We start from the raw sequence: 20,605 nt of genomic DNA, 5'->3' as shown, positions 1-20,605 counted from the left end.
CACCCGGCTGGAACGGTCACGCCCGCTCGAAAACTTGGCTACGTAGGCCCCGAGAACAGCCGTTACCCGCAACCCCGGCGAAGACCGTGTCCAGGCGAAGGCGTTGAAGACAGGGAGTAGCGTGCCCCGCATGGACAGGGCTCCCTTGGATATCGAACAGCTGCGGCGCGAGACTGCGGAATCGCCTGATCTCGGGTTCTTCACCGGGATCGATGTGGTGGAGTCGACCGGGTCGACCAATGCGGACCTCGTTGCGCGGGCTGCGGATCCGGGGGTGGATCGGCTGGTGCTGATCGCGGAGGCGCAGGAGCGGGGGCGGGGTCGGCACGAACGGGTGTGGGTGAGTCCGCCCAGGGCGCAGATCGCCATGTCGGTACTGGTGCGGTTGCCGGGGATCGACCCCGAGGTTTTGGGGTGGCTGCCCTTGCTGACGGGAGTCGCGGTGGTCGACGCCGTGCGCGAGACCGCCGGGGTGGACGCGGCGCTGAAGTGGCCCAACGATGTCCTGGTCGACGGGCGCAAGCTGGCCGGGATTCTGGCCGAGGTCGCGGCGGCGGCACCGGACCCGGCCGTCGTGATGGGGGTGGGGCTCAATGTGAGTCTCACCGAGGCGGAACTGCCGGTGCCGCACGCCACCTCGCTGACACTGCTCGGCGGCAAGGCCGATCGCACGCAGCTGGTGCTGTCGATCCTGCGGGAATTCGCGCGGCGTTTCGCCGCGTGGCAGGCGGCGGGTTGGGATGTCACCGAACTGGCCGCCGTCTACCGCGAGCGCTGCGCCACCCTCGGCGTGCAGGTGCGGGCGGAACTGCCGGGCGGTGAGGTGCTTACGGGCATCGCTACCGACATCGACGAGCACGGTCGCCTACTCATCGGGGCGAGCGCTGTGTCCGCGGGTGACGTCACCCATCTACGCGCGGTCTGATCCGAGGGTGCAGCCTACGTCGCACTCTTGACGACGCGCGATACCCCGTTCTCTGCTGGGATCCGTTCGTACGTGGGATAGAAGTCCCGCTCGTCATCCCGGCATGGTCTTGGCCGGGATCCACACTTGCACGCGGTGGATTCCGGCCGAAAGCACGCTGGATCGACAGGGTGGGGGCGGGTCAGCGCTTCTTGTCCGGCCTATCCGACTTGTCGTTGTTGGGCTTGCCGCCGCCGTGGCCTTCCTTGTCCGGCTTGGCATCCGGTTTCTTGTCCGGCGTGTCATCGTCGGGCATGTCCGATTCGGGCGGGGGGACGGTCGCCGGGGCGGTCTGCGGTGGCACGGTGATCGGCGATTCCGATTCGGTGACCGGTGGTTGCACGGCTGTGGACGCCAGTGGTTCCAATGCCGGAATCGGTTGCTGTTCGGAGGTTTCCGGGACCGATGTCGCCGGGGACACGGTGGTCGGCGTCTGTGTGGCGGGACCGAGGCTCGAAAACCATGCCGCACCGATGATCGCCGCGATCACCGAGGCCGGGACCAGGGCCGCGGCGAGCCGTCTTCGGTTTCTCCGGCGTTCGGTGCCGGGGTGCCCGCGGGCATCGACACTCCGCTTATCGATGACCTCGGTGCGCCCGGTTCGGGAACCACGTTGCGCGGCAGATGGTTTGGCTATCCGGGCGAGGGGTTCCGTCGGCGGGGTGAGGTCGGTCGTCGCACCGGTGGCCACCGGCGGCAGGGCCAGTGTCGGCGGGTCCGGATCGGGTGCCCGCAGCGACGCTCGCGTGGCGCGGGCGAATTCGCCCGCGCTGGCATACCGGGCACTCGGATCCTTGGCCATACCGCGCGCGATGACTTCGTTGAGCCTGCGCGGTACCGCCGAGTTCACATCGGAGGCCCGGGGCGGCTCGACATTCACGTGGGCGTGCATGAGCCGAGCCGGATTTCGTTCGCGGAACGGCCTTTCCCCGGTGAGGCATTCGTAGAGCACGCACGCCAGCGAATAGATATCCGATCGCGCGGTCGCGTGCCCGGTGAATCGCTCCGGGGCCATATAGGCGGGCGTTCCGATCACCATGCCGGACAAGGTCATCGACGACTGCCCGTCCTGCTGCGCGGTCCCGAAGTCGATCAGGTAGGCCACATCGTCGAGCCCGACCATAATGTTGGACGGCTTGACATCACGGTGGATCACGCCCGCCGCATGCGCTTCGTCGAGGGCCGTGGCTACCTGCGCGATGAGCTCCACGCCCGCTTCCGGCGTGCGTGCGCCCTCCCACTCCAGCAGGCTTTCGAGATCGACGCCGTCGATGAACGCCGTCTCGATGAAGAGCCGCCCCTCGACCTCCCCGAAATGGTGCAGCGGCACCACATGCGGGCCACGCAGGCGAGCCGCGGCCCGCGCCTCCCGTTCGAATCGCCGCCGATAGGAGGCGTCGGCGGCCAGCGCCGGGGCCAATACCTTCAAGGCCACGGTCCGGTCGGTCATGGTGTCGAGCGCACGCCAAACCTGCCCCGAGCCACCACTACCCAGCAGTTCGTCGAGGCGGTATCGACCTAGCCGCCCGTCCCCCAAGGACAATCCTCTCGTACCGGACTCTTGTCATCGGGGGACTACCCTATCGGCCGGGAAATTCTCAGACTGGTTGGAGTTCGGCGCGCGCGGCCTCGCGGGCCAGCAGCCGGTCGCGCTGTTCTTCGAATTTCAGCACTTCGGCTTCCTTCTGCTCCAGCCAGGTGCCGAGCACCTCGCGGCACTGTTCGCCGCGCGCGCCGAAATCACTGCGCTCGAAGATATTCCACTGCTTCAAAACCGGCTTGACCACCTCGTCCAGATGCTGACGCAGGTCGTAGATGCCGTGCTTGGCCATCAATACGCCATTGCGACGGAAATTGGGCATGCCGTAGCCGGGCATGACGAAATTGGTGAGCACCTTGGTAATCGCGAACATCGCCTGATCCGGCGCGAGATCCAACCCGGCCCCGCACAGGGTGCGATAGAAGATCATGTGCAGGTTCTCGTCGGCGGCAATGCGCTGCAGCATGCGGTCGGCGACCGCGTCATCACACACCCGGCCGGTATTGCGATGCGAGACGCGGGTGGCCAGCTCCTGGAAGGTCACATACGCGACATTGTCGAGGAATCCGCCCCACTCCTCGGGGGACTGCACGCCATTGGTCATATGGATCATGCGGGCCTGCTCCAGCGCGACCGGATCCACGCTCCGGGTGACCACCAGGTAGTCACGCATAACGATGCCGTGCCGGTTCTCCTCGGCCGTCCAGCGGCCGACCCAGGTGCCCCACGCACCGTCCATCGAGAAGCTCTCCGCGATTTCGCGGTGGTAGGAGGGCAGATTGTCCTCGGTGAGCAGATTGGTGACCATGGCTACCTTGGCGACCTCGCTGAGGCCGGATTGCGACGGGTCCCAGTCCTGTCCGCCCATGGCCGCGAAGTTGCGTCCCTCGTCCCAGGGCACGTAATCGTGCGGATGCCACTCCTTGGCCATCGAAAGGTGCCGATTCAGATTCGTCTCGGCCACCGGTTCGAGGGCGGTGAGAATCTCGAGCTGAGTCAGGTCTTTGGTCACACACGCCTCCTGTGTCATGCGGGGTCTGACGGGACTATCGATCGCGTTGTCGAAGCAGAGAATGCGCGAGACAAGCGGATTGGGCGAAACGTGAAGGTCGCCGATCGTACGCGGCAGCCGCACGATTGTGCCGCAGAACGCCGTTCCACGTGCGGCATTCGAGCATCTTCGGGCGGTAGTCTGCGGCCATGGGTTATCCGGAGGAGGCGTTGGCACCCGAAGAACGGCTGCTACTGCATCGCCATCCACATTGGAAGATGTTGTTCTGGCCCGCTGTGGTTTTCATCCTGCTGACCGCATTGGCCGGATTCGGGCTGGGAGTGGCGGAGCGCAATACCGAAGGGTCGCTGCGGTCCGCGCTCTTGATCGGCATTGTGGTGGTCTGGCTGGCGGGTGTCTGCTGGCGCAGCCTCGTGCCGCTGATCCGTTGGAAGGCGACACATTTCATCATTACCGACCGCCGGGTACTTGTCCGGCAGGGCGTTTTGACGCACACCGGTATCGACATTCCGATGAACCGGATCTCGAATGTGCAGTTCCGCCACGGGCTCTTCGATCGCATGCTGGGCACCGGCACGCTGGTGATCGGCTCGGCGTCGGAGGATCCATTGGAGTACGACGACATTCCGCGAGTGCAGCGGGTGCACACGCTGCTGTATCACCAGGTTTTCGACGTGGCCCGACAAGACCCGCGCGACAGCAACGGCGGCTACTACGGTTCCGAGCGCGGCTACCCGTAGTCTTGGTCCGTGACCGCCGTACTGCTGGCCGAAGACGACGAGGCCATCGCCGCGCCGCTGTCGCGAGCGCTGGGTCGTGAGGGCTATTCGGTAACTGTCGAGAGTTTCGGGCCCGCGGTCCTGCAGCGAGCCCTCGAAGGCGAGCACGACCTGCTGATTCTCGATCTCGGCCTGCCCGGTATGGATGGTCTCGAGGTGTGCCGACAGGTACGGGCGCGCGGGGCCGATCTGGCGGTGCTGATGCTCACCGCGCGTACCGACGAGGTCGATTTCGTGGTGGGGCTGGATGCGGGGGCCGACGACTATGTGGGCAAGCCGTTCCGCTTGGCCGAACTGCTCGCGCGGGTGCGGGCGCTGTTGCGGCGCAGCGGAATCGGTGACGAGACGGTGGAGGTGGGCGGTATCCGCCTGGAGCCCGCCGCCCGCCGGGTACTGGTCAACGGTCTCGAGGTGAATCTCGCCAATAAGGAGTACGAGTTGCTCAAGGTGCTCATCGACCGGGCCGGTCAGGTGGTGCCGCGCGAGATCATTCTGCGTGAGGTGTGGGGCGATGCGGATCTACGCGGTTCGAAAACCCTGGATATGCATATGTCATGGTTGCGTCGCAAGATCGGCGACGAGGGGCCGGTGGCGGAACGCCGAATCGTGACGGTGCGCGGCGTAGGCTTCCGCTTCAATACCGACTAGAGCACCGACCGGAGCGCGCCGGTATCGAGCCGTTCCCGCCCGTGCGCGCGCCCCCGATACGGATCGGTGCCGGTATGCGCCGCTCGGGCGTCGTTGCGGAATGAATCAGTGAAGCGAGGCATGTCGACAATGCGGCGCAGAATTCTCATGTCCATGGTGGCGGCCCTGACGCTGACCACCATGGTGCTCGGCATTCCGCTGTCCTTTACCGCCTGGCAGTGGGTCGAGGATATGACCCGCAATGATCTGCGCAGTCGCCTGGAACGCATCTCCACCGAGGTGATCGCCCAGGAACCGGACGGCACGGTGCACGGCGAATTGGACCTGCGGACCGTGCGACCGCTCGTTCCGGCGGGTGGGCAGCTGGTCATCATCTATCCGACCTCGGAGGACGGCGCACGTCGCATCGATATCGGGGTCGCGGAGGTGGACGATCCGATCGTGGAGTCGCTGTCCATGGGTACCTCGGTCTCGCTGCGGCTGGAAACCCCTGCGGCCCCGATGCATTCGATGCAGCGCCAGGCCCTCGGTGCGGTAGCGGGCCTGGTGCTGCTGTCCCTGGGTGCGGGTATCGCGGTGGCGACGGTGACGGCGCGGCGGGTGGCCGATCCGCTGCGCGATGTGGCCGCGCGCGCCGCCCGGCTGGCCATGGGCGATTTCCGGGCCGATCCGCGTCGGCACGGAATTACCGAACTGGACCGGGTATCGGATGTCCTGGATTCGGCGACCGTCGAGATCGCCGGACGGCTACAGCGCGAGCACGCCCTGGTGGCGGATGTTTCCCATCAGCTGCGCAGCCGATTGACGGCCGTGCGTCTGCGCCTGGACGAGCTGTCGGAATACTCCGATCCCGCCGTGGTGCACGAGGCGGAGGAGGCCATGGCGCAGGTGGATCGGCTCACCGATGCCATCGACGAATTGGTGCGGGCCTCCCGCGATGAGGGCACCGCCGAGCGTGATCCGGTGCAGGTGATCGATGAATTGCGCGGGGTGGTGTCGGAATGGCGGCATCCGTTCGCGGAGGCGGGTCGCAAGCTGGTGCTCGCGGGCGATCCGAAGCTGCGCGCGCCCGTCACCGGTTCTCGACTGCGCGAGGCGATCGCGGTGCTGGTGGATAACGCCCTCTGGCACGGCGGCGGCACCTGCACGGTGTCGGTGCGCGCGGTGACCGGTGGCCGTGAGCCCCTGGTCTGTGTGGAGGTGGCCGATGAGGGCGATGGTGTCCGCGATGAGCTGGTCCCGCACATCTTCGACCGCGGCTTCTCGGCGGGCGGCTCCACCGGTGTGGGCCTGGCCTTGGCGCGAGCCCTCATCGAAGCCGATGGTGGCCGCCTCGAACTCCAACGCCGCCGCCCGGCCCTGTTCGCCGTGTTCCTGGGTGCGCCGGGTGCGTCCCGCGCACAGAACGAGGCGGTCACAGAGCCACGCTAGGTGCGATCACCTCTCGTCATTCCGGCGTGCCTTTGGCCGGAATCCACCTCATGATCAGCAGTGGATCCCGGCCAAAAGCACGCCGGGATGACGGTGTGTGCGGCTACCGGGATGACGGGCTAGCTGTGGCCCAGCTGCTCTTCGTTGATCAGGTCTTCGAATTCCTCTTGGATCTGGCGCATATCGTCGGGGAAAACCCACCGCCGCATGGCCCAGAATCGGAAGATCATCTGCAGCATGTTGCCGATGATGAAGGCGGCGATGAAGTCGGTGATGTTCTCGACCGTCAGGCTGACCTCGGGCACCTGCAGATGGAATATGTAGCGCGAGGCCCACAGCGGTAGGAAGCTCAGCACCACGCCGACGCCGCTGACCGCGAAGAACAGCAGTGCCTCATGGTGTTTCTCGCGCCCGCCGCGATTCCCGAACGTCCATTCGCGATTGAGAATGTAGGACGCGATCACGGCGATCACGCCGGAGATGATCTTCGCCGTTACCGGCTTGGGCTCCAGAATGGTCAATTTCAAGAAGTAGAAGATGCCGCTGTCGATGATGAACGTGGTGGCGCCCACAATGGCGAACTTGATCAGTTCGTGATGGCGGATCGCAAGATCACGCAGCGGTGTGGGCAGCCGTCTTACCACGTCGTCGACAAATGACACGCGCCGAGTCTACGTGCCCACGATCTCGAGTGAGCAACCCGCAGGCATGGGGGTATCGCTGTCATGACAACATTACTGAACGTGAGCGCACGTTCGTTCGATTCCTCCGCCATGCCCACCGTCACCATGATCGGTGGTGGTCAGCTGGCGCGTATGACCCATCAGGCCGCGGTCGCGCTCGGACAGCGACTGCGGGTCCTCGCCGAGCATCCCGACGATCCGGCGGCTCAGGTCACCCCCGAGGTGGTGTTGGGCACACACGCCGATTTGGCCGCGCTGCGCAAGGCTGCCGTCGGTTCGCACGCCGTGACCTTCGACCATGAGGGTGTGCCCACCGAGCACCTCGAGGCGCTCATCGCGGAGGGCGTCAATGTCCAGCCCCCACCACAGGCTCTCGTCTTCGCGCAGGACAAGCTGGTCATGCGCCGGAAGTTAGCCGAACTGGGTGTGCCGATTCCGGCCTTCGCGGCTGTCGAATCGGCGGCCGACGCCATTGCCTTCGGTGATGAGCACGGCTGGCCCTTCGTGCTGAAGGCCGTGCGCGGCGGCTACGACGGTCGCGGCGTCTGGATGCCCGAGAGCGCCGAAGAGACCGCCGCCATTGTGGAAGATCAACTCGCGCACGGAGTTTCACTGCTGGCCGAGGTCAAGGTGGACCTGAAGCGCGAGCTGTCCGCCATGGTCGCGCGGTCTACCTTCGGTCAGGCCGCGACCTGGCCGGTGGTGGAGACCGTCCAGCGCAATGGCCAGTGCGCCATTGTCATCGCCCCCGCTCCCGATCTGTCGGAGGCCCGCGCCAACGAGGCCGGCGCGCTCGCTCTGCGTCTGGCCGCCGAACTCGGCGTCACGGGTGCCATGGCGGTGGAGCTGTTCGAAACCCGGTCCGGTGAGCTGCTGGTCAACGAGCTCGCCATGCGCCCGCACAACAGTGGCCACTGGGGCATGGACGGTGCCCGCACCGGCCAGTTCGAGCAGCATCTGCGCGCCGTCCTGGACTATCCGCTGGGTGACACGACGCCGTTGGCCCCGGTCACCGTCATGGCCAATATCCTCGGTGCGGCCGTTGCCCCCGAGATGTCCATGGACGAGCGACTGCACCACCTGTTCGCCCGCCTGCCCGAGGCGAAGGTGCACCTCTACGGCAAGGGTGAACGGCCCGACCGCAAGATCGGGCATATCAATATTCTCGGCGAGGATGTCGCCGTGACACGTGAGAAGGCGGAGCGCGCGGCGCACTGGATGTCGCACGCGATTTGGACCGACGGATGGGATCCGCATCATGACTGACACCGCGCAGGTAGGCCTGATCATGGGCTCCGATTCGGACTGGCCCACCATGGAGGCCGCCGCGATTGCCCTGGCGGAGTTCGGCATTCGCTTCGAGGTCGGCGTCGTCTCGGCCCACCGCACCCCGCAGCGCATGCTCGACTACGCCAAGGAGGCGGCCGGTCGCGGTATCCAGGTGATCATCGCGGGCGCGGGCGGCGCGGCGCATCTGCCGGGCATGGTCGCCTCGGCCACTCCGCTCCCGGTCATCGGCGTCCCCGTCCCGTTGAAGTACCTCGACGGCATGGACTCGCTGCTGTCCATTGTCCAGATGCCCGCCGGAGTCCCGGTCGCCACCGTCTCCATCGGTGGCGCGCGCAATGCCGGTCTCCTCGCCGCCCGCATTCTCGGGGCCGGCGACCTCGAATTGCGTTCGCGCATGGAGCGATTCCAGGCCGACCTGGAGAACCTCGTGCTGGAGAAGGACGCCGCGCTCCGCAACAAGTTGCTCGGCTGACGAACACCGTGGGCACGCCCGGTTACGGTGGGCGGGTGGCCCCTGATGATGACGCGACCGCACGCCGCCTGACGGTTGTCGATCAGGCGCTGCGGCTGTTCGCCGAAAAGGGTTATGAGGCAACCTCGGTCGATGAGATCGCGGAGGCGGCCGGAATATCGCGCCGGACCTTTTTCCGGCAGTTCCGGTCCAAGGAGGATGTGGTCTTCGCCGATCACGAATCGCAGCTCACCCAGGCGCGGGAATTCCTGGCTGCCGCGCAGGGCGATCCGTGGGACGCCGTCTGCGAGGCCGTGGTCGCCGTCTTCGAAAGGTTCACGCAGTGGCGGGAATTGGCCGCGCGGCGGTATCGGGTGGTGCGGCAGGTGCCCGCGCTGCGGGAGCGGGAGATCGTCACGGTTTTCCGCTATGAGCGACTGTTCACCGACTATCTGCGCGAACAGTTGCGCGGCCGGTCCGATCTGGCGCTGGTGCAGTTCACCGCGGCCGTGACCGCCACGCACAACTATCTGCTGCGCCGTATGGTGCGCGGCGAGAGCGATGCGACCGCGGCCGATCTGCGGTCGGCGCTGGTGGCCATTCCCCGCGATCGCCGCACCTCCGCCGCCGACTCCGACGACATGATCGTGGCGGTGTTCCCGCGCGATATGCCGTCTCGGCAGGTCGCCGAGCTGCTGGCGCGTCGCCTGGATACCCTGGACTAGGTCGCGAGTGTTGCATCTGACACTGCGTGCCACACCCTGATGGGGGAGTATTCGCATGTGGCCGCGCTTTCGCGGCGTATACTCGATCACGACTGGCACTGAGTGCCGACTTGCTGGAGACGGCGCTGATGATCAGCGGCGATACCGACGAACCAGGAGCGAAACCCATGGCGGGCAACCCCGATTTCAATCTGTTCCAGCTCGAGGATTTCCACCACGAGCTGCGTGAGGCCATTCGCGGTCTGTCCGAGAAGGAGATCGCGCCGTACGCGAAGGATGTCGACGGCAATGCCCGGTTCCCGCAGGAGGCGCTGACCGCCCTCAATGCCGCCGGTTTCAATGCCGTGCACGTGCCCGAGGCCTACGGCGGCCAGGGCGCCGATTCGGTCGCCACCTGCATCGTCATCGAAGAGGTCGCCCGCGTCTGCGGTTCCTCCTCGCTGATTCCGGCCGTCAACAAGCTCGGCACCATGGGCCTGATCCTCAACGGCTCCGAGGAGCTGAAGGCCAAGGTCCTCGCCGATATCGTCGACGGCAAGATGGCCTCCTACGCGCTGTCGGAGCGCGAGGCCGGTTCCGATGCCGCCTCCATGCGCACCCGCGCCCGCCAGGACGGCGACGGCTGGGTCATCAACGGCTCCAAGTGCTGGATCACCAATGGCGGCAAGTCCGACTGGTACACCGTCATGGCTGTGACCGACGCCGACAGGGGTGCCAATGGCATCTCGGCGTTCATGGTGCACAAGGACGACGAGGGCTTCGTGGTCGGCCCACTGGAGCACAAGCTGGGCATCAAGGGTTCGCCCACCGCCGAGCTGTACTTCGAGAACTGCAAGGTCCCCGGCGACCGCATCATCGGCGAGCCGGGCACCGGTTTCAAGACCGCGCTGCAGACCCTGGACCACACCCGCCCGACCATCGGCGCGCAGGCCGTGGGTATCGCGCAGGGCGCGCTGGACGCGGCCATCGCCTACACCAAGGACCGCAAGCAGTTCGGCAAGGCCATCGCCGACTTCCAGAACACCCAGTTCATGCTGGCCGATATGGCCATGAAGGTCGAGGCCGCCCGCCTCATGGTCTACACCTCCGCCGCCCGCGCCGAGCGTGGCGAGAAGAACCTGGGCTTCATCTCCGCGGCCGCCAAGTGCTTCGCCTCGGATGTGGCCATGGAGGTCACCACCGATGCCGTGCAGCTGTTCGGTGGCGCGGGCTACACCACCGACTTCCCGGTGGAGCGCATGATGCGCGATGCCAAGATCACCCAGATCTACGAGGGCACCAACCAGATCCAGCGCGTCGTCATGTCGCGTGCCATCCTGCGTTGATTTCCCGCGCGATCGGCTGAATCGCGTTCTGTAGCTACGGGATAACTCCGGTGCTGGTCTCGTCGCCGAACGGCGGCGAGACCGGTTAGCCGGAGTTTTCCTCTTTATACTTCCTTGGGAAACTCACGGTTTCAGGGCTGTCAACGGTGGTGCGACAGGAGCACTATGGAGCCATGGCCGGAGTCGAAATCAACGACAGGTTCGTCCGGCGCACGTTGGAAAACGGGCGGGTGGAAGAGGTTTCGTGGACGGAACTGTCCGAGGTGCGGATCATCACCACGGCGGACGGGCCGTTCGCCGAGGATGTTTTCTTCGTGCTGATCAGCGCCTCTGGAAAGGGTTGCGTGGTACCGCATTCGGCGGCCGACACCGCCTTCCTGGCGCGCTTGCAGGCACTGCCGGGCTTCGACAACGAGAAGGTGATCGAAGCCATGGTGAGCACCAGCGATAAGCAGTACCTGGTGTGGCGACGTCCGGCGACCCGTCGCCATCGCAGCTGATGGCCTCACTCCGGGATAACGCGCGGCTCAGGCGACCAGGTCGGCGTACTCCGGGTTCTCCGTAATGAACTTCTCCACGTACCAGCAGGTGGGGACGATCGAGAAGCCCGCTTCCCGCGAATCCTTCAGCGCGTACTCGACCACCTGCGCCGCGACCTTGCGCCCCCGGAATTCGGGGAAGGTCAGGGTGTGTTGGAGGTCGCGGACCTTGACGTCGCCGTCGACGCGTTCGGTGTAGTCGGCGTATCCGGCGAGCGTATCGTCGAGAAAGATCTCGTACCGGGTGGCCGCGACATTGTGTTCGAGCCTGGTAGTCATATTCGAATGAACTCCCTTGTAGCGAGGTTTGTTCCGAGAGACGGTCGAAATGCGTATCAGACCACAGCGCCCGGATTGAGGATGCCGTACGGATCGAGGGCGTCTTTGATCCGACGGGTGAGGGCCATCACCTCCGGGCCGACCTGATCGGGCAGCCAGGCCTTCTTCAACCTGCCGACGCCGTGTTCGCCGGTAATGGTGCCGCCCAGCCCGATGGCCAGTGCCATGATTTCGCCGAAGGCCAGGTGCGCCCGCGCGGTTTCGTCGGCATTGTTCGGGTCGTGCACGATCAGCGGATGGGTATTGCCGTCACCGGCGTGCGCGATGACCGATACCAGCACCTGGCGGCGCTCCGCGATGTCGGCGATACCCGTAATCAGGTCGCCCAATCGGGGCAGCGGCACACCGACATCCTCGAGCAGGAGCGGCCCTTTGCGTTCCAGGGCTGGAATAGCGAAACGCCGTGCCGCGCAGAATGCTTCGCCCTCTTCGGGATCATCGGTGCGGAAAGCCTCGGTGGCCCCGGCTTTTTCGCAGGCGGCGAGCATGATGTCGGCCTCGTGTCCGGCGTGTTCCCCGGGGGCGTCGGAGCGAGCCACCAAGAGCCCCGCCGCATTTCGATCCAGGCCCATGCGCAATTCGTCCTCGACAGCGTTGATGGACACCGAGTCCATGAACTCCAGCATGGATGGTCGCAACGCGCCGGTAATGGCGAGAATGGCTTCGGTCGCGGCGGTCATCGTCGGGAAGGTGGCGACGACCGTGGATTGCGGCGGCTGCGCGGGCAGCAGTCGCAGCGTCAGCTCGGTAATGACTCCGAGCGTGCCCTCGCTGCCCACGAACAGCTTGGTCAGCGATAGCCCGGCGGAATCCTTCAACCGCGGCCCACCCAACCGCACCACGGTGCCATCGGCCAGCACGACCTCCATGCCGAGCACGTAATCGGTTGTGACGCCATACTTCACGCAGCACAGCCCACCCGCATTGGTAGCGGCGTTTCCACCGATGGAGCAGATCTCGAACGAGGACGGATCCGGCGGATACCACAGCCCCTGTTCGGCCACCGCCCGCTTCACCTCGGCATTCAACAGGCCCGGCTGCACCACGGCGGTCCGCGTCACCGGATCCACGGTGATCGCCCGCATCCGCTCGGTACTCAGCAGCAGCGCCCCATCCTGCGCGGTCGCTCCACCGGACAGCCCCGTACCCGCCCCACGCGGCACCACCGGCACCCGATGCTCGTGCGCCCACGTCACCACCGCCGCCACCTGTTCGGTAGCGGTCGGCCGAACCAGCGCCAGCGCCGTCCCGGCATCCGGATCGAACGCCCGATCCTGCCGATATCCGCCGAGCACATCAGGATCGGTGACCACCATGCCGTCCGGCAATAGTGCGCGCAGTGAGTCGAGAGCAGAGCTGTGCGGGTCCACACTGAAAAACTACGTGGTCGGCCGGGAAAAGTGTGGCACCGGCATGAGCCGGTAGCGACTAGCGGCCGCGAACCGGTTATCCGAGTTCCACCAGCAACGGGAGAAGCCCTCGAACCAGGCGCGGTGCAACTCGACAATCTTGGCCCGGGTCGGGATCCCGCGCCTGAAAGGCGTTCTCGGCATAGTCGAACGGATGGACCCGTCCGCGGAACGCAGGGCATGTGTGCCGACGATCGAGACCGCCGGAAATGCCAACGGCCCGTATCCCTTTTCCGGGGTACGGGCCGCTGTGGCTCGGTGAGGCGTTGTCCTACAGCGCCTTGAGTTCCTCGGTGACCGCGCTGACCGACTTCTTGGCGTCGCCGAACAGCATGGAGGTGGTGTCGGCGTAGAAGAGCGGGTTGTCGATTCCGGCGAAGCCGGAGTTCATCGAGCGCTTGAGCACGATGACCGATTTGGCCTTGTCGACGTTCAACACGGGCATGCCGTAGATCGGGGACGAAGCGTCCTCGCGGGCTGCCGGGTTGGTGACATCGTTGGCGCCGATGACCAGGGCGACATCGGTGCGGCCGAATTCGCCGTTGATATCGTCCATTTCCTTCATGGCGTCGTAGGAGACCTCGGCTTCGGCCAGCAGCACGTTCATGTGGCCGGGCATCCGACCGGCGACCGGGTGGATGGCGTATTTGACCTCGACGCCCTTGGCTTCGAGGAGTTCGGCCATCTCCTTGACCGCGTGCTGGGCCTGGGCGACGGCCATACCGTAGCCGGGCACCACGATGACCTGGTTGGCGTAGGCCATCTGGACGGCGGCATCGGCCGCCGAGGTGGCCTTGGCGGTTTTGACCTCGCCGTCGCCGGATGCGCCGGGAGCCGTTCCGCCACCACCGAATCCGCCCGCGACAATGGCGGGGATGGACCGGTTCATGGCCTTGGCCATGAGGTTGGTGAGGATGGTGCCGGACGCGCCGACGATCATGCCCGCCACGATCATGGCGGTGTTGTTGAGCGCCAAACCGGCTGCGGCGGCGGACAATCCGGTGAGTGCGTTGAGCAGGGAGATGACGACCGGCATATCCGCGCCACCGATGGGCAGCACCACCATGAGGCCGAGCACGCCCGCGAGCACCAATACGGCGACCATCACCCATCCCGACGCACCGCCGTCGGCGGCCGAGATTCCGATGACGACCGAGGCGGCGATCGCGCCGATGACCAGCAGCAGGTTCAGCGGCTGCTGGAGTCGGCCGAGGCCGATCGGGCGACCGGGCAGGATTTCCTGCAGCTTGCCGAAGGCGATCAGTGAACCCCAGAACGAGATGGAACCGATGATGGCCGCGAACAGCGAGCCGATCACGATGTGGACCGTCGGTTCCTCACCGTGCTTGAAGTTCGAGAATCCGCTGGTGTCGAGGAATTCCGCCCAGGCGATGAGGGCGACGGTGCCACCGCCGACGCCATTGAAGGCGGCGACCAGCTGCGGCATCTCGGTCATCTTGGTGAACTTGGCCGGGGGGACACCCAGCACCACACCGACGATCAGACCGGCGGCGATAATGATCCAGTTGCCGGTATCGCGCACCGCGATCAGCGTCGCGACCACGGCGAGAGCCATACCGACCGCGGCGATCCAGTTGCCGCGCACTGCGGTCTTGGGGCCGGTCAGACCCATCAGACCGTAGATGAACATCGAGAAGGCGATGATGTAGAGGATATTGACCAGGTTGTCCATGGCTTACTTCCCCGCCTTCGCAGAGTCGGCGGCGGACTTCTTGCCCTTGAACATGCCGAGCATGCGGTCGGTCACGACGAATCCGCCGATGACGTTCAGGGTGCCGAAGACGACGGCGACGAACAGAATGATCTGCATCCCGATCGACGGGTCCTGTACCTTGCCCAGTACGACCAGTGCGCCGAGCACGACAATGCCGTGAATGGCGTTGGTGCCGGACATGAGCGGGGTGTGCAGGGTGTTGGGCACCTTGGAGATGACGGCGAAGCCGACGAATCCGGACAGCACCAGTATCGCGATATTCGCGAGCAGTTCGGTGTACATCAGGCTTCCACCTCACGTGTCACGCAGGAGTCCGCCAGCACCTGATCTTCGAAATCCGGTGCGAGCGCACCATCTTTGAGCATCAGTTCGAGCAGGGCGGAGATGTTCTTCGAGTACAGCTCGCTGGCGTGCTCCGGCATGGTGGCGGGCAGGTTCAGCGGCGAGGCGATGGTGACGCCGTGTTTCACAACGGTTTTGCCGGGTTCGGTCAGCTCACAGTTACCGCCGGTCTCACCAGCGAGATCGATGATCACGCTGCCGGGCTTCATACCCTCGACGGCGGCGGCGGTAACCAGCCGCGGCGCGGGGCGGCCGGGGACGAGCGCGGTGGTGATCACCACGTCGAAGCCCTTGATGGCGTTCTCCAAAGCCTGCTGCTGCTGGGCCTTCTCGTCATCGGTGAGTTCGCGGGCGTAGCCGCCCTCACCGGCGGCGTCGATTCCCAGATCGAGCCACTGCGCACCGACCGAGCGCACCTGATCGGCGACCTCGGGCCGCACGTCGTATCCGGTGGCCCGGCCGCCGAGCCGCTTGGCGGTCGCGAGGGCCTGCAGCCCGGCGACGCCGACGCCGAGTACCAGCACGGTCGCGGGCTTCACGGTGCCTGCCGCGGTGGTGAGCATGGGGAAGAAGCGGGTGGACTCCGACGCGGCCAGCAGCACGGCCTTATAACCGGCCACATTCGCCTGCGACGACAGTGCGTCCATCACCTGTGCGCGCGAGATGCGCGGGATGGCCTCGACCGCGAACGCCTGCACCCCGGCCTTTTTCAGCGCACCGATCTTGGTATCGGCATTGCGCGGGGCGAGGAACCCGATGAGGGTCTGTCCGCTGGTGAGCTTGGCGATCTCGTCGTCATTGGGCGGCGCGACCTTGACCACCACATCGGCGCTCCACGGATCGCCGATCGTCGCGCCCGCCGCGGTGTAGAGCTCATCGGGAATGAGCGCGCCCAGACCGGCACCGGACTCGACGATCACTTCCACACCCTGCTTCAGCAGGGACGGAATGATCTTCGGCACCAATGCGACACGTCGTTCGTCGGTGTTCGTCTCGCGAACCACGCCGACGCGCGCACCGCGGGGCGCAGCTGTCTGTGCGCTCTGCGTTGTGTCCACTTGTCTAACTTCCTTCTCGTGGTGAGTCCGTAAACTTACCCTTGAGTAAGTTCGAGAGAATTCTCGCAACTGTACCCGGCTCGCGGTGAGCCTAGTGGAGATGGCTGTCACAGTGCGCGGCGCGAACGCCGTACGACACCTCCTGGGAAAACCCCACCTTTCCTCGCAATCAGGGCTCGCTAATACTCGGTTGTCGAGCGACCGGCCACAAGTACGTACTCCCTCGTCCGGTTCCTAACCTGCGGGTGTGCGACCAGGTGGGACGCCCATCCGGTCGCTCGGGGGTGTCGCGCCTCACTTTTACGCCGTAATCTCAGCCGGGTGAGTGGCTGCATCTTCTGCCGGGTCGTCGCGGGCACCGCACCGTCGACCAAGGTCTACGAGGACGACGTGCTGTTGGCGTTCCTCGATATCCGGCCGATCACACGCGGGCACACGCTGGTTATCCCCAAAACGCATGCCACCGATCTGAACGATCTCGAGCCCGCGCTCGGCGCGCGGCTGTTCGCCTTCGGCCATCGCCTGGCCAAGGCGGTGCGACGCGGCGATCTCGCGGCCGATGGCGCGAACCTGGTGATCAATGACGGCAAAGCCGCTTTCCAGACCGTGGATCACGTTCATCTGCATGTCGTGCCCCGGCGCTCCGGCGACAAGCTGGCCTTCGCCAGGGGGCTCGTCATGCGTCGCCCCTACGACCGCGAATCCGCCGCCGCCGCCATCCGATCCGGACTGGACCGGCTCGCCGAAGAAGAAGAGGAAACGAGCGCATGACCGACACCGTGCCGGACCGCGGGCAAATCATCGCGAACCTATCCGACCAGTGGGACGCGCTCGCCCGCCTAGTGGACGGGCTGGACGAATCCGCATGGCGCACCGCCTCATCGCTGCCCGGTTGGACCGTATTCGATGTGATCGCCCATGTCATCGGCACCGAATTGGTGCTGATGGGGGAGTATCCGCCGGAGGCCGATGTGAGTGGGTTCGCCCATGTTCGCAATGAGATCGGCGCGTTGAACGAGAAGTGGATCGAAGCGCTGCGACCACTGTCGGGCACCGCACTGCTGGAGCGCTTCCGGGAGATCACCGACCGTCGGCTGAAGGTCCTGGCCGACATGGATGATGCGGCGTGGGCGGAGCCGGGGCCGTCGCCGGTGGGCCTGGTGCCCTACGGGCGGTTCATGCGAATCCGTATCTTCGACTGCTGGATGCACGAACACGATATCGCCGACGGTTTGCGGGTCGCGGTCGACGAGGGCGGGCCGCGGGCCGAAGCCGCCTTCGCCGAGCTCATCTTCGGTATCGGGAGGTCGGTGGTGAAGGGCGCGGGCGCGCCGGACGGTTCGCGCGTCACCTTCGAACTGGGTGGGCCGTCGCCGCGTACCGTGCATATCGCGGTGGCGGGCGGCCGCGCGAATCCGGTCGAGACCCTCGACGGTCCGGCCACGGTCGTGGTCGGCATGGAATCGGGACTCTTCGCCCGGCTACGCGGTGGTCGGACCAGTGCCGACGCGCATATCGACGAGATCGCCGTCAGTGGTGACACCGAACTCGGCAACCGCCTGGTCCGCAACCTCGCCTTCACCATCTGAGTCGGCGATGCGGCTCTTTCTCTCCGCGTATCGGTTCGGTGCGCACTACGACCGATTGCTCGGGCTGGTCGGGGCACCGGGTCGGGTCGCGGTGATCGCGAATGCCTGCGATGCCTGGCCATCGGCCTGGGCGAGTGCCGTGACCAGCGATCTGGTTCCGTTGCGTCGCTTGGGATTCGAGCCGGAGGTGGTGGATCTGCGCGACTACATCGGCCAGGCGGCAGAGCTGGAACGGGTGCTCGTCGGGTTTCCGCTGGTGTGGGTGCGCGGTGGCAATACCTTCGTACTGCGCGCCCAATTCGCCCGCAGCGGAGCCGATCTCATCTTCGCTCGGCTACTCGCCGCCGACGCGTTCGTCTACGCCGGGTACAGCGCGGGCGCTTGCGTCATGACTCCCGACCTGTATGGATTGGAGTCCATGGATGATCCGGCCGAGGTCAGATCCGCCTGCGGTACCGAAGCGTTATGGGACGGCCTGGGTTTGGTCGATCATCGGATTGTGCCGCACCTGGATTCACCCACCGACCCGGAGGGTCTGAGTCGAAAGTTGGCTCGGGAGTACCGACTTGCAGGAGTTCCGCACTGGGCGCTGACCGATGACGACGCGGTAATCGTCGACGGGGACCGCCGCACAGTCCTGACCTCGGCCTGAATCGCGGACAATCACCGTCATTCCGGCGTGCTTTTGGCCGGAATCCACGACTCCCGCAGAGCTATTCGCCCTTGTGTCGCAACCCGTGCCCAAGAGCCACGGCGGCCGTCAGGAACGCGCCGACCGACAGAATGGCGAAGCTGGCCACGTAGGCGTTCAATGTCGGCACCTGGGTCCCGGTAATGACATGTGTCGACAGGATCGACGCCGTGACCGCCCCCGCGATACTGCCGCCCGCGGTACGGACGAGTGAGTTGATGCCGGAGGCGATTCCGCTCTCGCTCATGGATACATGCTGTACGGCCAGGGTGCCCAGCGCCGCGTAGCCGATACCGAAGCCGGTGCCCTGCAGGAGCTGTGCGATCACCATGTCGTAGCCGTGATCGTGGGAGATCGCCAGCCACGCCATGGACGCACCGGCGAAGCCCGCGCCGATGGCCAGGGTGTAGGCCGGTCCGATCCTGCCCGCGATCTTGCCGGTGCGGAAGGAGAAGAAGGTCATCAGCGCCGCGCTCGGAATGCCGTAGAGGCCAACGGCGAGTACGGATCCGGACAGGCCGTAGCCGACCTTGTCGGCGGGCGTCTGAATGAAATTCGAGACGAGCGTGAAGGATCCGAACATGGAGAAGCCGAGTAGCGCCGACGCGAGATTCGCCGACAGCGACTGCGGACCGACCAGTAGCGGCAGTCGCACCAGCGGCTGAGAAACCCTGAGCTCCACGAATACCCACACCACGGTGAGGGCGATGGCGGCGACGAACAGGCCGATCACCGAACCGGAACCCCAACCCCAGCGCGGCCCCTGGCTGATGCCGAGTAGCAGGCAGATCAGTAGCCCGGCCAGCAGTATCGCGCCGATGTAGTCGGGCCTGCCGCCGTGCCGCACGCCATTGTTCTGGGCGCTCACCTGGATCAGGATGGCGGCGAGCACGCCGAGTGCCGCGGTCAGCCAGAACACCGGATGCGGGTCCTGGGTGCGGTCGGCGATGAGGCCGGTGACGAGCAGGCCGACGGTGCCGCCGACGCCCATGGTGCCGGAGACGACGCCGATCGCACCGATCAGGCGTTCGCGCGGGAAGGTGTCGCGAATGATGCCGATGGCGAGCGGGATCATGGCGGCCGAGGTGCCTTGCAGCGCGCGGCCGGCAATGTAGACGCCGAGCGTATCGGCGAGGGCGCAGATGACCGAGCCGATAATGAGCAGGCCCATGGCGGTCAACACCATCGGCTTCTTGCCGTACATATCGCCGAAACGCGAGAGCAGGGGAGTGGATACCGCGCCGGTGAGCAGGGAGGCGGTGAACAGCCAGGTGACGCCGGAGACGTCGGTATCGAGCTGGACGATCATGCGGGGCAGCAGCGGAATGACCACGGTCTGCTGCAGCGACACCACCAGTCCGGCGGCACACAGGGCAAGCAGGGTCAGGCCGAGATGTGCCTTGGAACGGCCGTCGGAGTCGGTTCCGGCGACCGCGGTGGTGGTAGTCATATGATCCTCTGTATTACTTACCAAAATTAAGTAAATAGGTTTCGTAAGATAACCACATGCTTCCCCCCAGAGCCACCTCCGATATGGAGGACGCGGCTCACATCGTCGAGCTCGAGCGCGCCATGGCGCGTATCGCGTATCTGCTGACCAGAGCCCGCCGCCACGACCGCGCCATCAATGCCGCCGGTATCACCGTGGACCGCGCCAGTGTCCCGCTGCTACGTACGCTCGCCGACGCGGCGGAACCAATGCGCCTGGGAGAGCTCGCTATCCGCCTCGATGTCGAAGCGCCCCACGTCACCCGCCAGGTCCAGCGCCTGGAACGCACCGGCCTCGTCGAACGCGTCGCCGATCCCGACGACCGGCGCGCCCAACGCGTCCAACCCACGCAATCCGGGCACGACGTCGTCGAGGCCATCCGCTCCGTCCAACTCCGCTGGATGCGTGAAGCTCTCACGGCCTGGTCGTCGGAAGACTTGGCGCTGCTGGCGACTCTGAACCACCGCATGATCGACGATTTCGCTGATCACTCCAGTTGTCTGGAAACCGGGGAGGCGTACCCGCGTACCGGTACTGAGGGGTGATCCGGGTGGGGTTGGGGTAAC

22 protein-coding genes are annotated in these 20,605 nt (G+C 65.8%); 13 read left to right on the top strand and 9 right to left on the bottom strand.

Features of this window, described 5'->3' with window-relative positions; all coding sequences use genetic code 11:
• Window positions 1–130 precede the first annotated feature (130 nt).
• Window positions 131–925 (top strand): biotin--[acetyl-CoA-carboxylase] ligase, encoded by a 795-nt coding sequence (locus NU1_RS37055; protein WP_067528913.1) that lies wholly within the window; start codon window positions 131–133, stop codon window positions 923–925.
• A 181-nt stretch (window positions 926–1,106) separates the two neighbouring features.
• Here NU1_RS37055 and NU1_RS37050 read toward each other — a convergent pair whose 3' ends face one another.
• Both NU1_RS37050 and NU1_RS37045 read right to left on the bottom strand, forming a co-directional pair.
• A complete protein-coding gene (locus NU1_RS37050; protein WP_169815195.1) occupies window positions 1,107–2,501 on the bottom strand; it encodes a serine/threonine-protein kinase in 1,395 nt (464 codons plus the stop codon).
• Window positions 2,502–2,562: 61 nt separating this feature from the next.
• A complete protein-coding gene (locus NU1_RS37045) occupies window positions 2,563–3,516 on the bottom strand; it encodes an acyl-ACP desaturase (RefSeq protein ID WP_067528917.1) in 954 nt (317 codons plus the stop codon).
• Between the two features lie 188 nt (window positions 3,517–3,704).
• Here NU1_RS37045 and NU1_RS37040 point away from each other — a divergent pair, with 188 nt between their 5' ends.
• From NU1_RS37040 to NU1_RS37030, 3 genes are all read left to right on the top strand, one after another.
• Window positions 3,705–4,256, top strand: a complete 552-nt coding sequence (locus NU1_RS37040) for a PH domain-containing protein (RefSeq protein WP_067528911.1) — start codon at window positions 3,705–3,707, stop codon at window positions 4,254–4,256.
• 9 nt (window positions 4,257–4,265) lie between these two features.
• A complete protein-coding gene (locus NU1_RS37035) occupies window positions 4,266–4,943 on the top strand; it encodes a response regulator transcription factor (RefSeq protein ID WP_067528910.1) in 678 nt (225 codons plus the stop codon).
• A gap of 129 nt (window positions 4,944–5,072) precedes the next feature.
• Window positions 5,073–6,374: a sensor histidine kinase gene (locus NU1_RS37030; RefSeq protein ID WP_067528909.1), complete on the top strand. Its 1,302-nt coding sequence runs from the start codon at window positions 5,073–5,075 to the stop codon at window positions 6,372–6,374.
• A 119-nt stretch (window positions 6,375–6,493) separates the two neighbouring features.
• Here NU1_RS37030 and NU1_RS37025 read toward each other — a convergent pair whose 3' ends face one another.
• Complete coding sequence (locus NU1_RS37025; protein ID WP_067528908.1) at window positions 6,494–7,036, bottom strand: GtrA family protein; 543 nt, start codon at window positions 7,034–7,036, stop codon at window positions 6,494–6,496.
• Window positions 7,037–7,099: 63 nt separating this feature from the next.
• On the opposite strand from NU1_RS37025, the gene NU1_RS37020 reads away from it, so the two are divergent.
• The 5 genes from NU1_RS37020 (at window position 7,100) to NU1_RS37000 (ending at window position 11,348) form a co-directional block, all read left to right on the top strand.
• On the top strand, window positions 7,100–8,323 hold the full coding sequence (locus NU1_RS37020) for a 5-(carboxyamino)imidazole ribonucleotide synthase (RefSeq protein WP_067528907.1): 1,224 nt from the start codon (window positions 7,100–7,102) through the stop codon (window positions 8,321–8,323).
• The gene (gene purE / locus NU1_RS37015; RefSeq protein ID WP_067528906.1) at window positions 8,316–8,819 is read left to right on the top strand and encodes a 5-(carboxyamino)imidazole ribonucleotide mutase; all 504 of its coding nucleotides are present in this window, start codon (window positions 8,316–8,318) and stop codon (window positions 8,817–8,819) included. Before NU1_RS37020 ends, purE begins: the two co-directional genes overlap by 8 nt.
• A gap of 35 nt (window positions 8,820–8,854) precedes the next feature.
• Window positions 8,855–9,523, top strand: a complete 669-nt coding sequence (locus NU1_RS37010) for a TetR family transcriptional regulator (protein WP_067528916.1) — start codon at window positions 8,855–8,857, stop codon at window positions 9,521–9,523.
• Window positions 9,524–9,690: 167 nt separating this feature from the next.
• Window positions 9,691–10,848 (top strand): acyl-CoA dehydrogenase, encoded by a 1,158-nt coding sequence (locus NU1_RS37005; RefSeq protein WP_067528915.1) that lies wholly within the window; start codon window positions 9,691–9,693, stop codon window positions 10,846–10,848.
• A 173-nt stretch (window positions 10,849–11,021) separates the two neighbouring features.
• Window positions 11,022–11,348: a hypothetical protein gene (locus NU1_RS37000; protein WP_157553505.1), complete on the top strand. Its 327-nt coding sequence runs from the start codon at window positions 11,022–11,024 to the stop codon at window positions 11,346–11,348.
• Window positions 11,349–11,375: 27 nt separating this feature from the next.
• Here NU1_RS37000 and NU1_RS36995 read toward each other — a convergent pair whose 3' ends face one another.
• The 5 genes from NU1_RS36995 to NU1_RS36975 all read right to left on the bottom strand — a co-directional run bounded on the left by NU1_RS36995 (window position 11,376) and on the right by NU1_RS36975 (window position 16,270).
• Window positions 11,376–11,666 (bottom strand): GNAT family N-acetyltransferase, encoded by a 291-nt coding sequence (locus NU1_RS36995; protein WP_067528905.1) that lies wholly within the window; start codon window positions 11,664–11,666, stop codon window positions 11,376–11,378.
• A 56-nt stretch (window positions 11,667–11,722) separates the two neighbouring features.
• Window positions 11,723–13,042, bottom strand: coding sequence for an FAD-binding oxidoreductase (locus NU1_RS36990; RefSeq protein WP_067528904.1), 1,320 nt, complete (start codon window positions 13,040–13,042; stop codon window positions 11,723–11,725).
• Between the two features lie 364 nt (window positions 13,043–13,406).
• On the bottom strand, window positions 13,407–14,828 hold the full coding sequence (locus tag NU1_RS36985; protein ID WP_067528903.1) for an NAD(P)(+) transhydrogenase (Re/Si-specific) subunit beta: 1,422 nt from the start codon (window positions 14,826–14,828) through the stop codon (window positions 13,407–13,409).
• Window positions 14,829–14,831: 3 nt separating this feature from the next.
• On the bottom strand, window positions 14,832–15,152 hold the full coding sequence (locus NU1_RS36980; protein ID WP_067528902.1) for an NAD(P) transhydrogenase subunit alpha part 2: 321 nt from the start codon (window positions 15,150–15,152) through the stop codon (window positions 14,832–14,834).
• The gene (locus NU1_RS36975; protein ID WP_067528901.1) at window positions 15,152–16,270 is read right to left on the bottom strand and encodes a Re/Si-specific NAD(P)(+) transhydrogenase subunit alpha; all 1,119 of its coding nucleotides are present in this window, start codon (window positions 16,268–16,270) and stop codon (window positions 15,152–15,154) included. The genes NU1_RS36980 and NU1_RS36975 overlap by 1 nt, the downstream gene beginning before the upstream one ends.
• A gap of 321 nt (window positions 16,271–16,591) precedes the next feature.
• Here NU1_RS36975 and NU1_RS36970 point away from each other — a divergent pair, with 321 nt between their 5' ends.
• From NU1_RS36970 to NU1_RS36960, 3 genes are read left to right on the top strand one after another with little or no spacing between them, the layout of a single operon-like run.
• Window positions 16,592–17,041, top strand: coding sequence for an HIT family protein (locus tag NU1_RS36970; RefSeq protein WP_067528900.1), 450 nt, complete (start codon window positions 16,592–16,594; stop codon window positions 17,039–17,041).
• Window positions 17,038–17,859 carry a maleylpyruvate isomerase family mycothiol-dependent enzyme gene (locus NU1_RS36965; protein WP_067528899.1) on the top strand — a complete coding sequence of 274 codons (822 nt, stop codon included), beginning with the start codon at window positions 17,038–17,040 and terminating at the stop codon, window positions 17,857–17,859. Before NU1_RS36970 ends, NU1_RS36965 begins: the two co-directional genes overlap by 4 nt.
• A 7-nt stretch (window positions 17,860–17,866) precedes the next feature.
• A complete protein-coding gene (locus NU1_RS36960) occupies window positions 17,867–18,511 on the top strand; it encodes a Type 1 glutamine amidotransferase-like domain-containing protein (RefSeq protein ID WP_067528898.1) in 645 nt (214 codons plus the stop codon).
• Between the two features lie 61 nt (window positions 18,512–18,572).
• Here NU1_RS36960 and NU1_RS36955 read toward each other — a convergent pair whose 3' ends face one another.
• Entirely contained in the window at window positions 18,573–20,000 is a 1,428-nt protein-coding gene (locus NU1_RS36955; protein WP_067528897.1) for an MFS transporter, read from the bottom strand.
• A gap of 56 nt (window positions 20,001–20,056) precedes the next feature.
• Between NU1_RS36955 and NU1_RS36950 the strand changes: the two genes are divergently transcribed.
• The gene (locus NU1_RS36950; protein ID WP_067528896.1) at window positions 20,057–20,584 is read left to right on the top strand and encodes a MarR family winged helix-turn-helix transcriptional regulator; all 528 of its coding nucleotides are present in this window, start codon (window positions 20,057–20,059) and stop codon (window positions 20,582–20,584) included.
• The last annotated feature ends 21 nt before the right edge of the window (window positions 20,585–20,605 follow it).

The organism is Nocardia uniformis NBRC 13702, from assembly GCF_001613345.1.
Lineage (GTDB): Bacteria > Actinomycetota > Actinomycetes > Mycobacteriales > Mycobacteriaceae > Nocardia > Nocardia uniformis.
Note: the sequence above shows the minus strand (reverse complement) of the source record. Positions and strands in the feature narration are given on the sequence as shown.

Bases quoted from the DNA above. Each gene is read 5' to 3' on its own strand.
- NU1_RS37055 (WP_067528913.1), top strand. From the start codon at position 131: ATGGACAGGGCTCCCTTGGATATCGAACAGCTGCGGCGCGAGACTGCG.
- NU1_RS37040 (WP_067528911.1), top strand. From the start codon at position 3,705: ATGGGTTATCCGGAGGAGGCGTTGGCACCCGAAGAACGGCTGCTACTG.
- NU1_RS37030 (WP_067528909.1), top strand. From the start codon at position 5,073: ATGCGGCGCAGAATTCTCATGTCCATGGTGGCGGCCCTGACGCTGACC.
- NU1_RS37020 (WP_067528907.1), top strand. From the start codon at position 7,100: ATGACAACATTACTGAACGTGAGCGCACGTTCGTTCGATTCCTCCGCC.
- purE (WP_067528906.1), top strand. From the start codon at position 8,316: ATGACTGACACCGCGCAGGTAGGCCTGATCATGGGCTCCGATTCGGAC.
- NU1_RS37005 (WP_067528915.1), top strand. From the start codon at position 9,691: ATGGCGGGCAACCCCGATTTCAATCTGTTCCAGCTCGAGGATTTCCAC.
- NU1_RS37000 (WP_157553505.1), top strand. From the start codon at position 11,022: ATGGCCGGAGTCGAAATCAACGACAGGTTCGTCCGGCGCACGTTGGAA.
- NU1_RS36995 (WP_067528905.1), bottom strand. From the start codon at position 11,666: ATGACTACCAGGCTCGAACACAATGTCGCGGCCACCCGGTACGAGATC.
- NU1_RS36990 (WP_067528904.1), bottom strand. From the start codon at position 13,042: ATGGTGGTCACCGATCCTGATGTGCTCGGCGGATATCGGCAGGATCGG.
- NU1_RS36985 (WP_067528903.1), bottom strand. From the start codon at position 14,828: ATGGACAACCTGGTCAATATCCTCTACATCATCGCCTTCTCGATGTTC.
- NU1_RS36980 (WP_067528902.1), bottom strand. From the start codon at position 15,152: ATGTACACCGAACTGCTCGCGAATATCGCGATACTGGTGCTGTCCGGA.
- NU1_RS36965 (WP_067528899.1), top strand. From the start codon at position 17,038: ATGACCGACACCGTGCCGGACCGCGGGCAAATCATCGCGAACCTATCC.
- NU1_RS36960 (WP_067528898.1), top strand. From the start codon at position 17,867: ATGCGGCTCTTTCTCTCCGCGTATCGGTTCGGTGCGCACTACGACCGA.
- NU1_RS36955 (WP_067528897.1), bottom strand. From the start codon at position 20,000: ATGACTACCACCACCGCGGTCGCCGGAACCGACTCCGACGGCCGTTCC.
- NU1_RS36950 (WP_067528896.1), top strand. From the start codon at position 20,057: ATGCTTCCCCCCAGAGCCACCTCCGATATGGAGGACGCGGCTCACATC.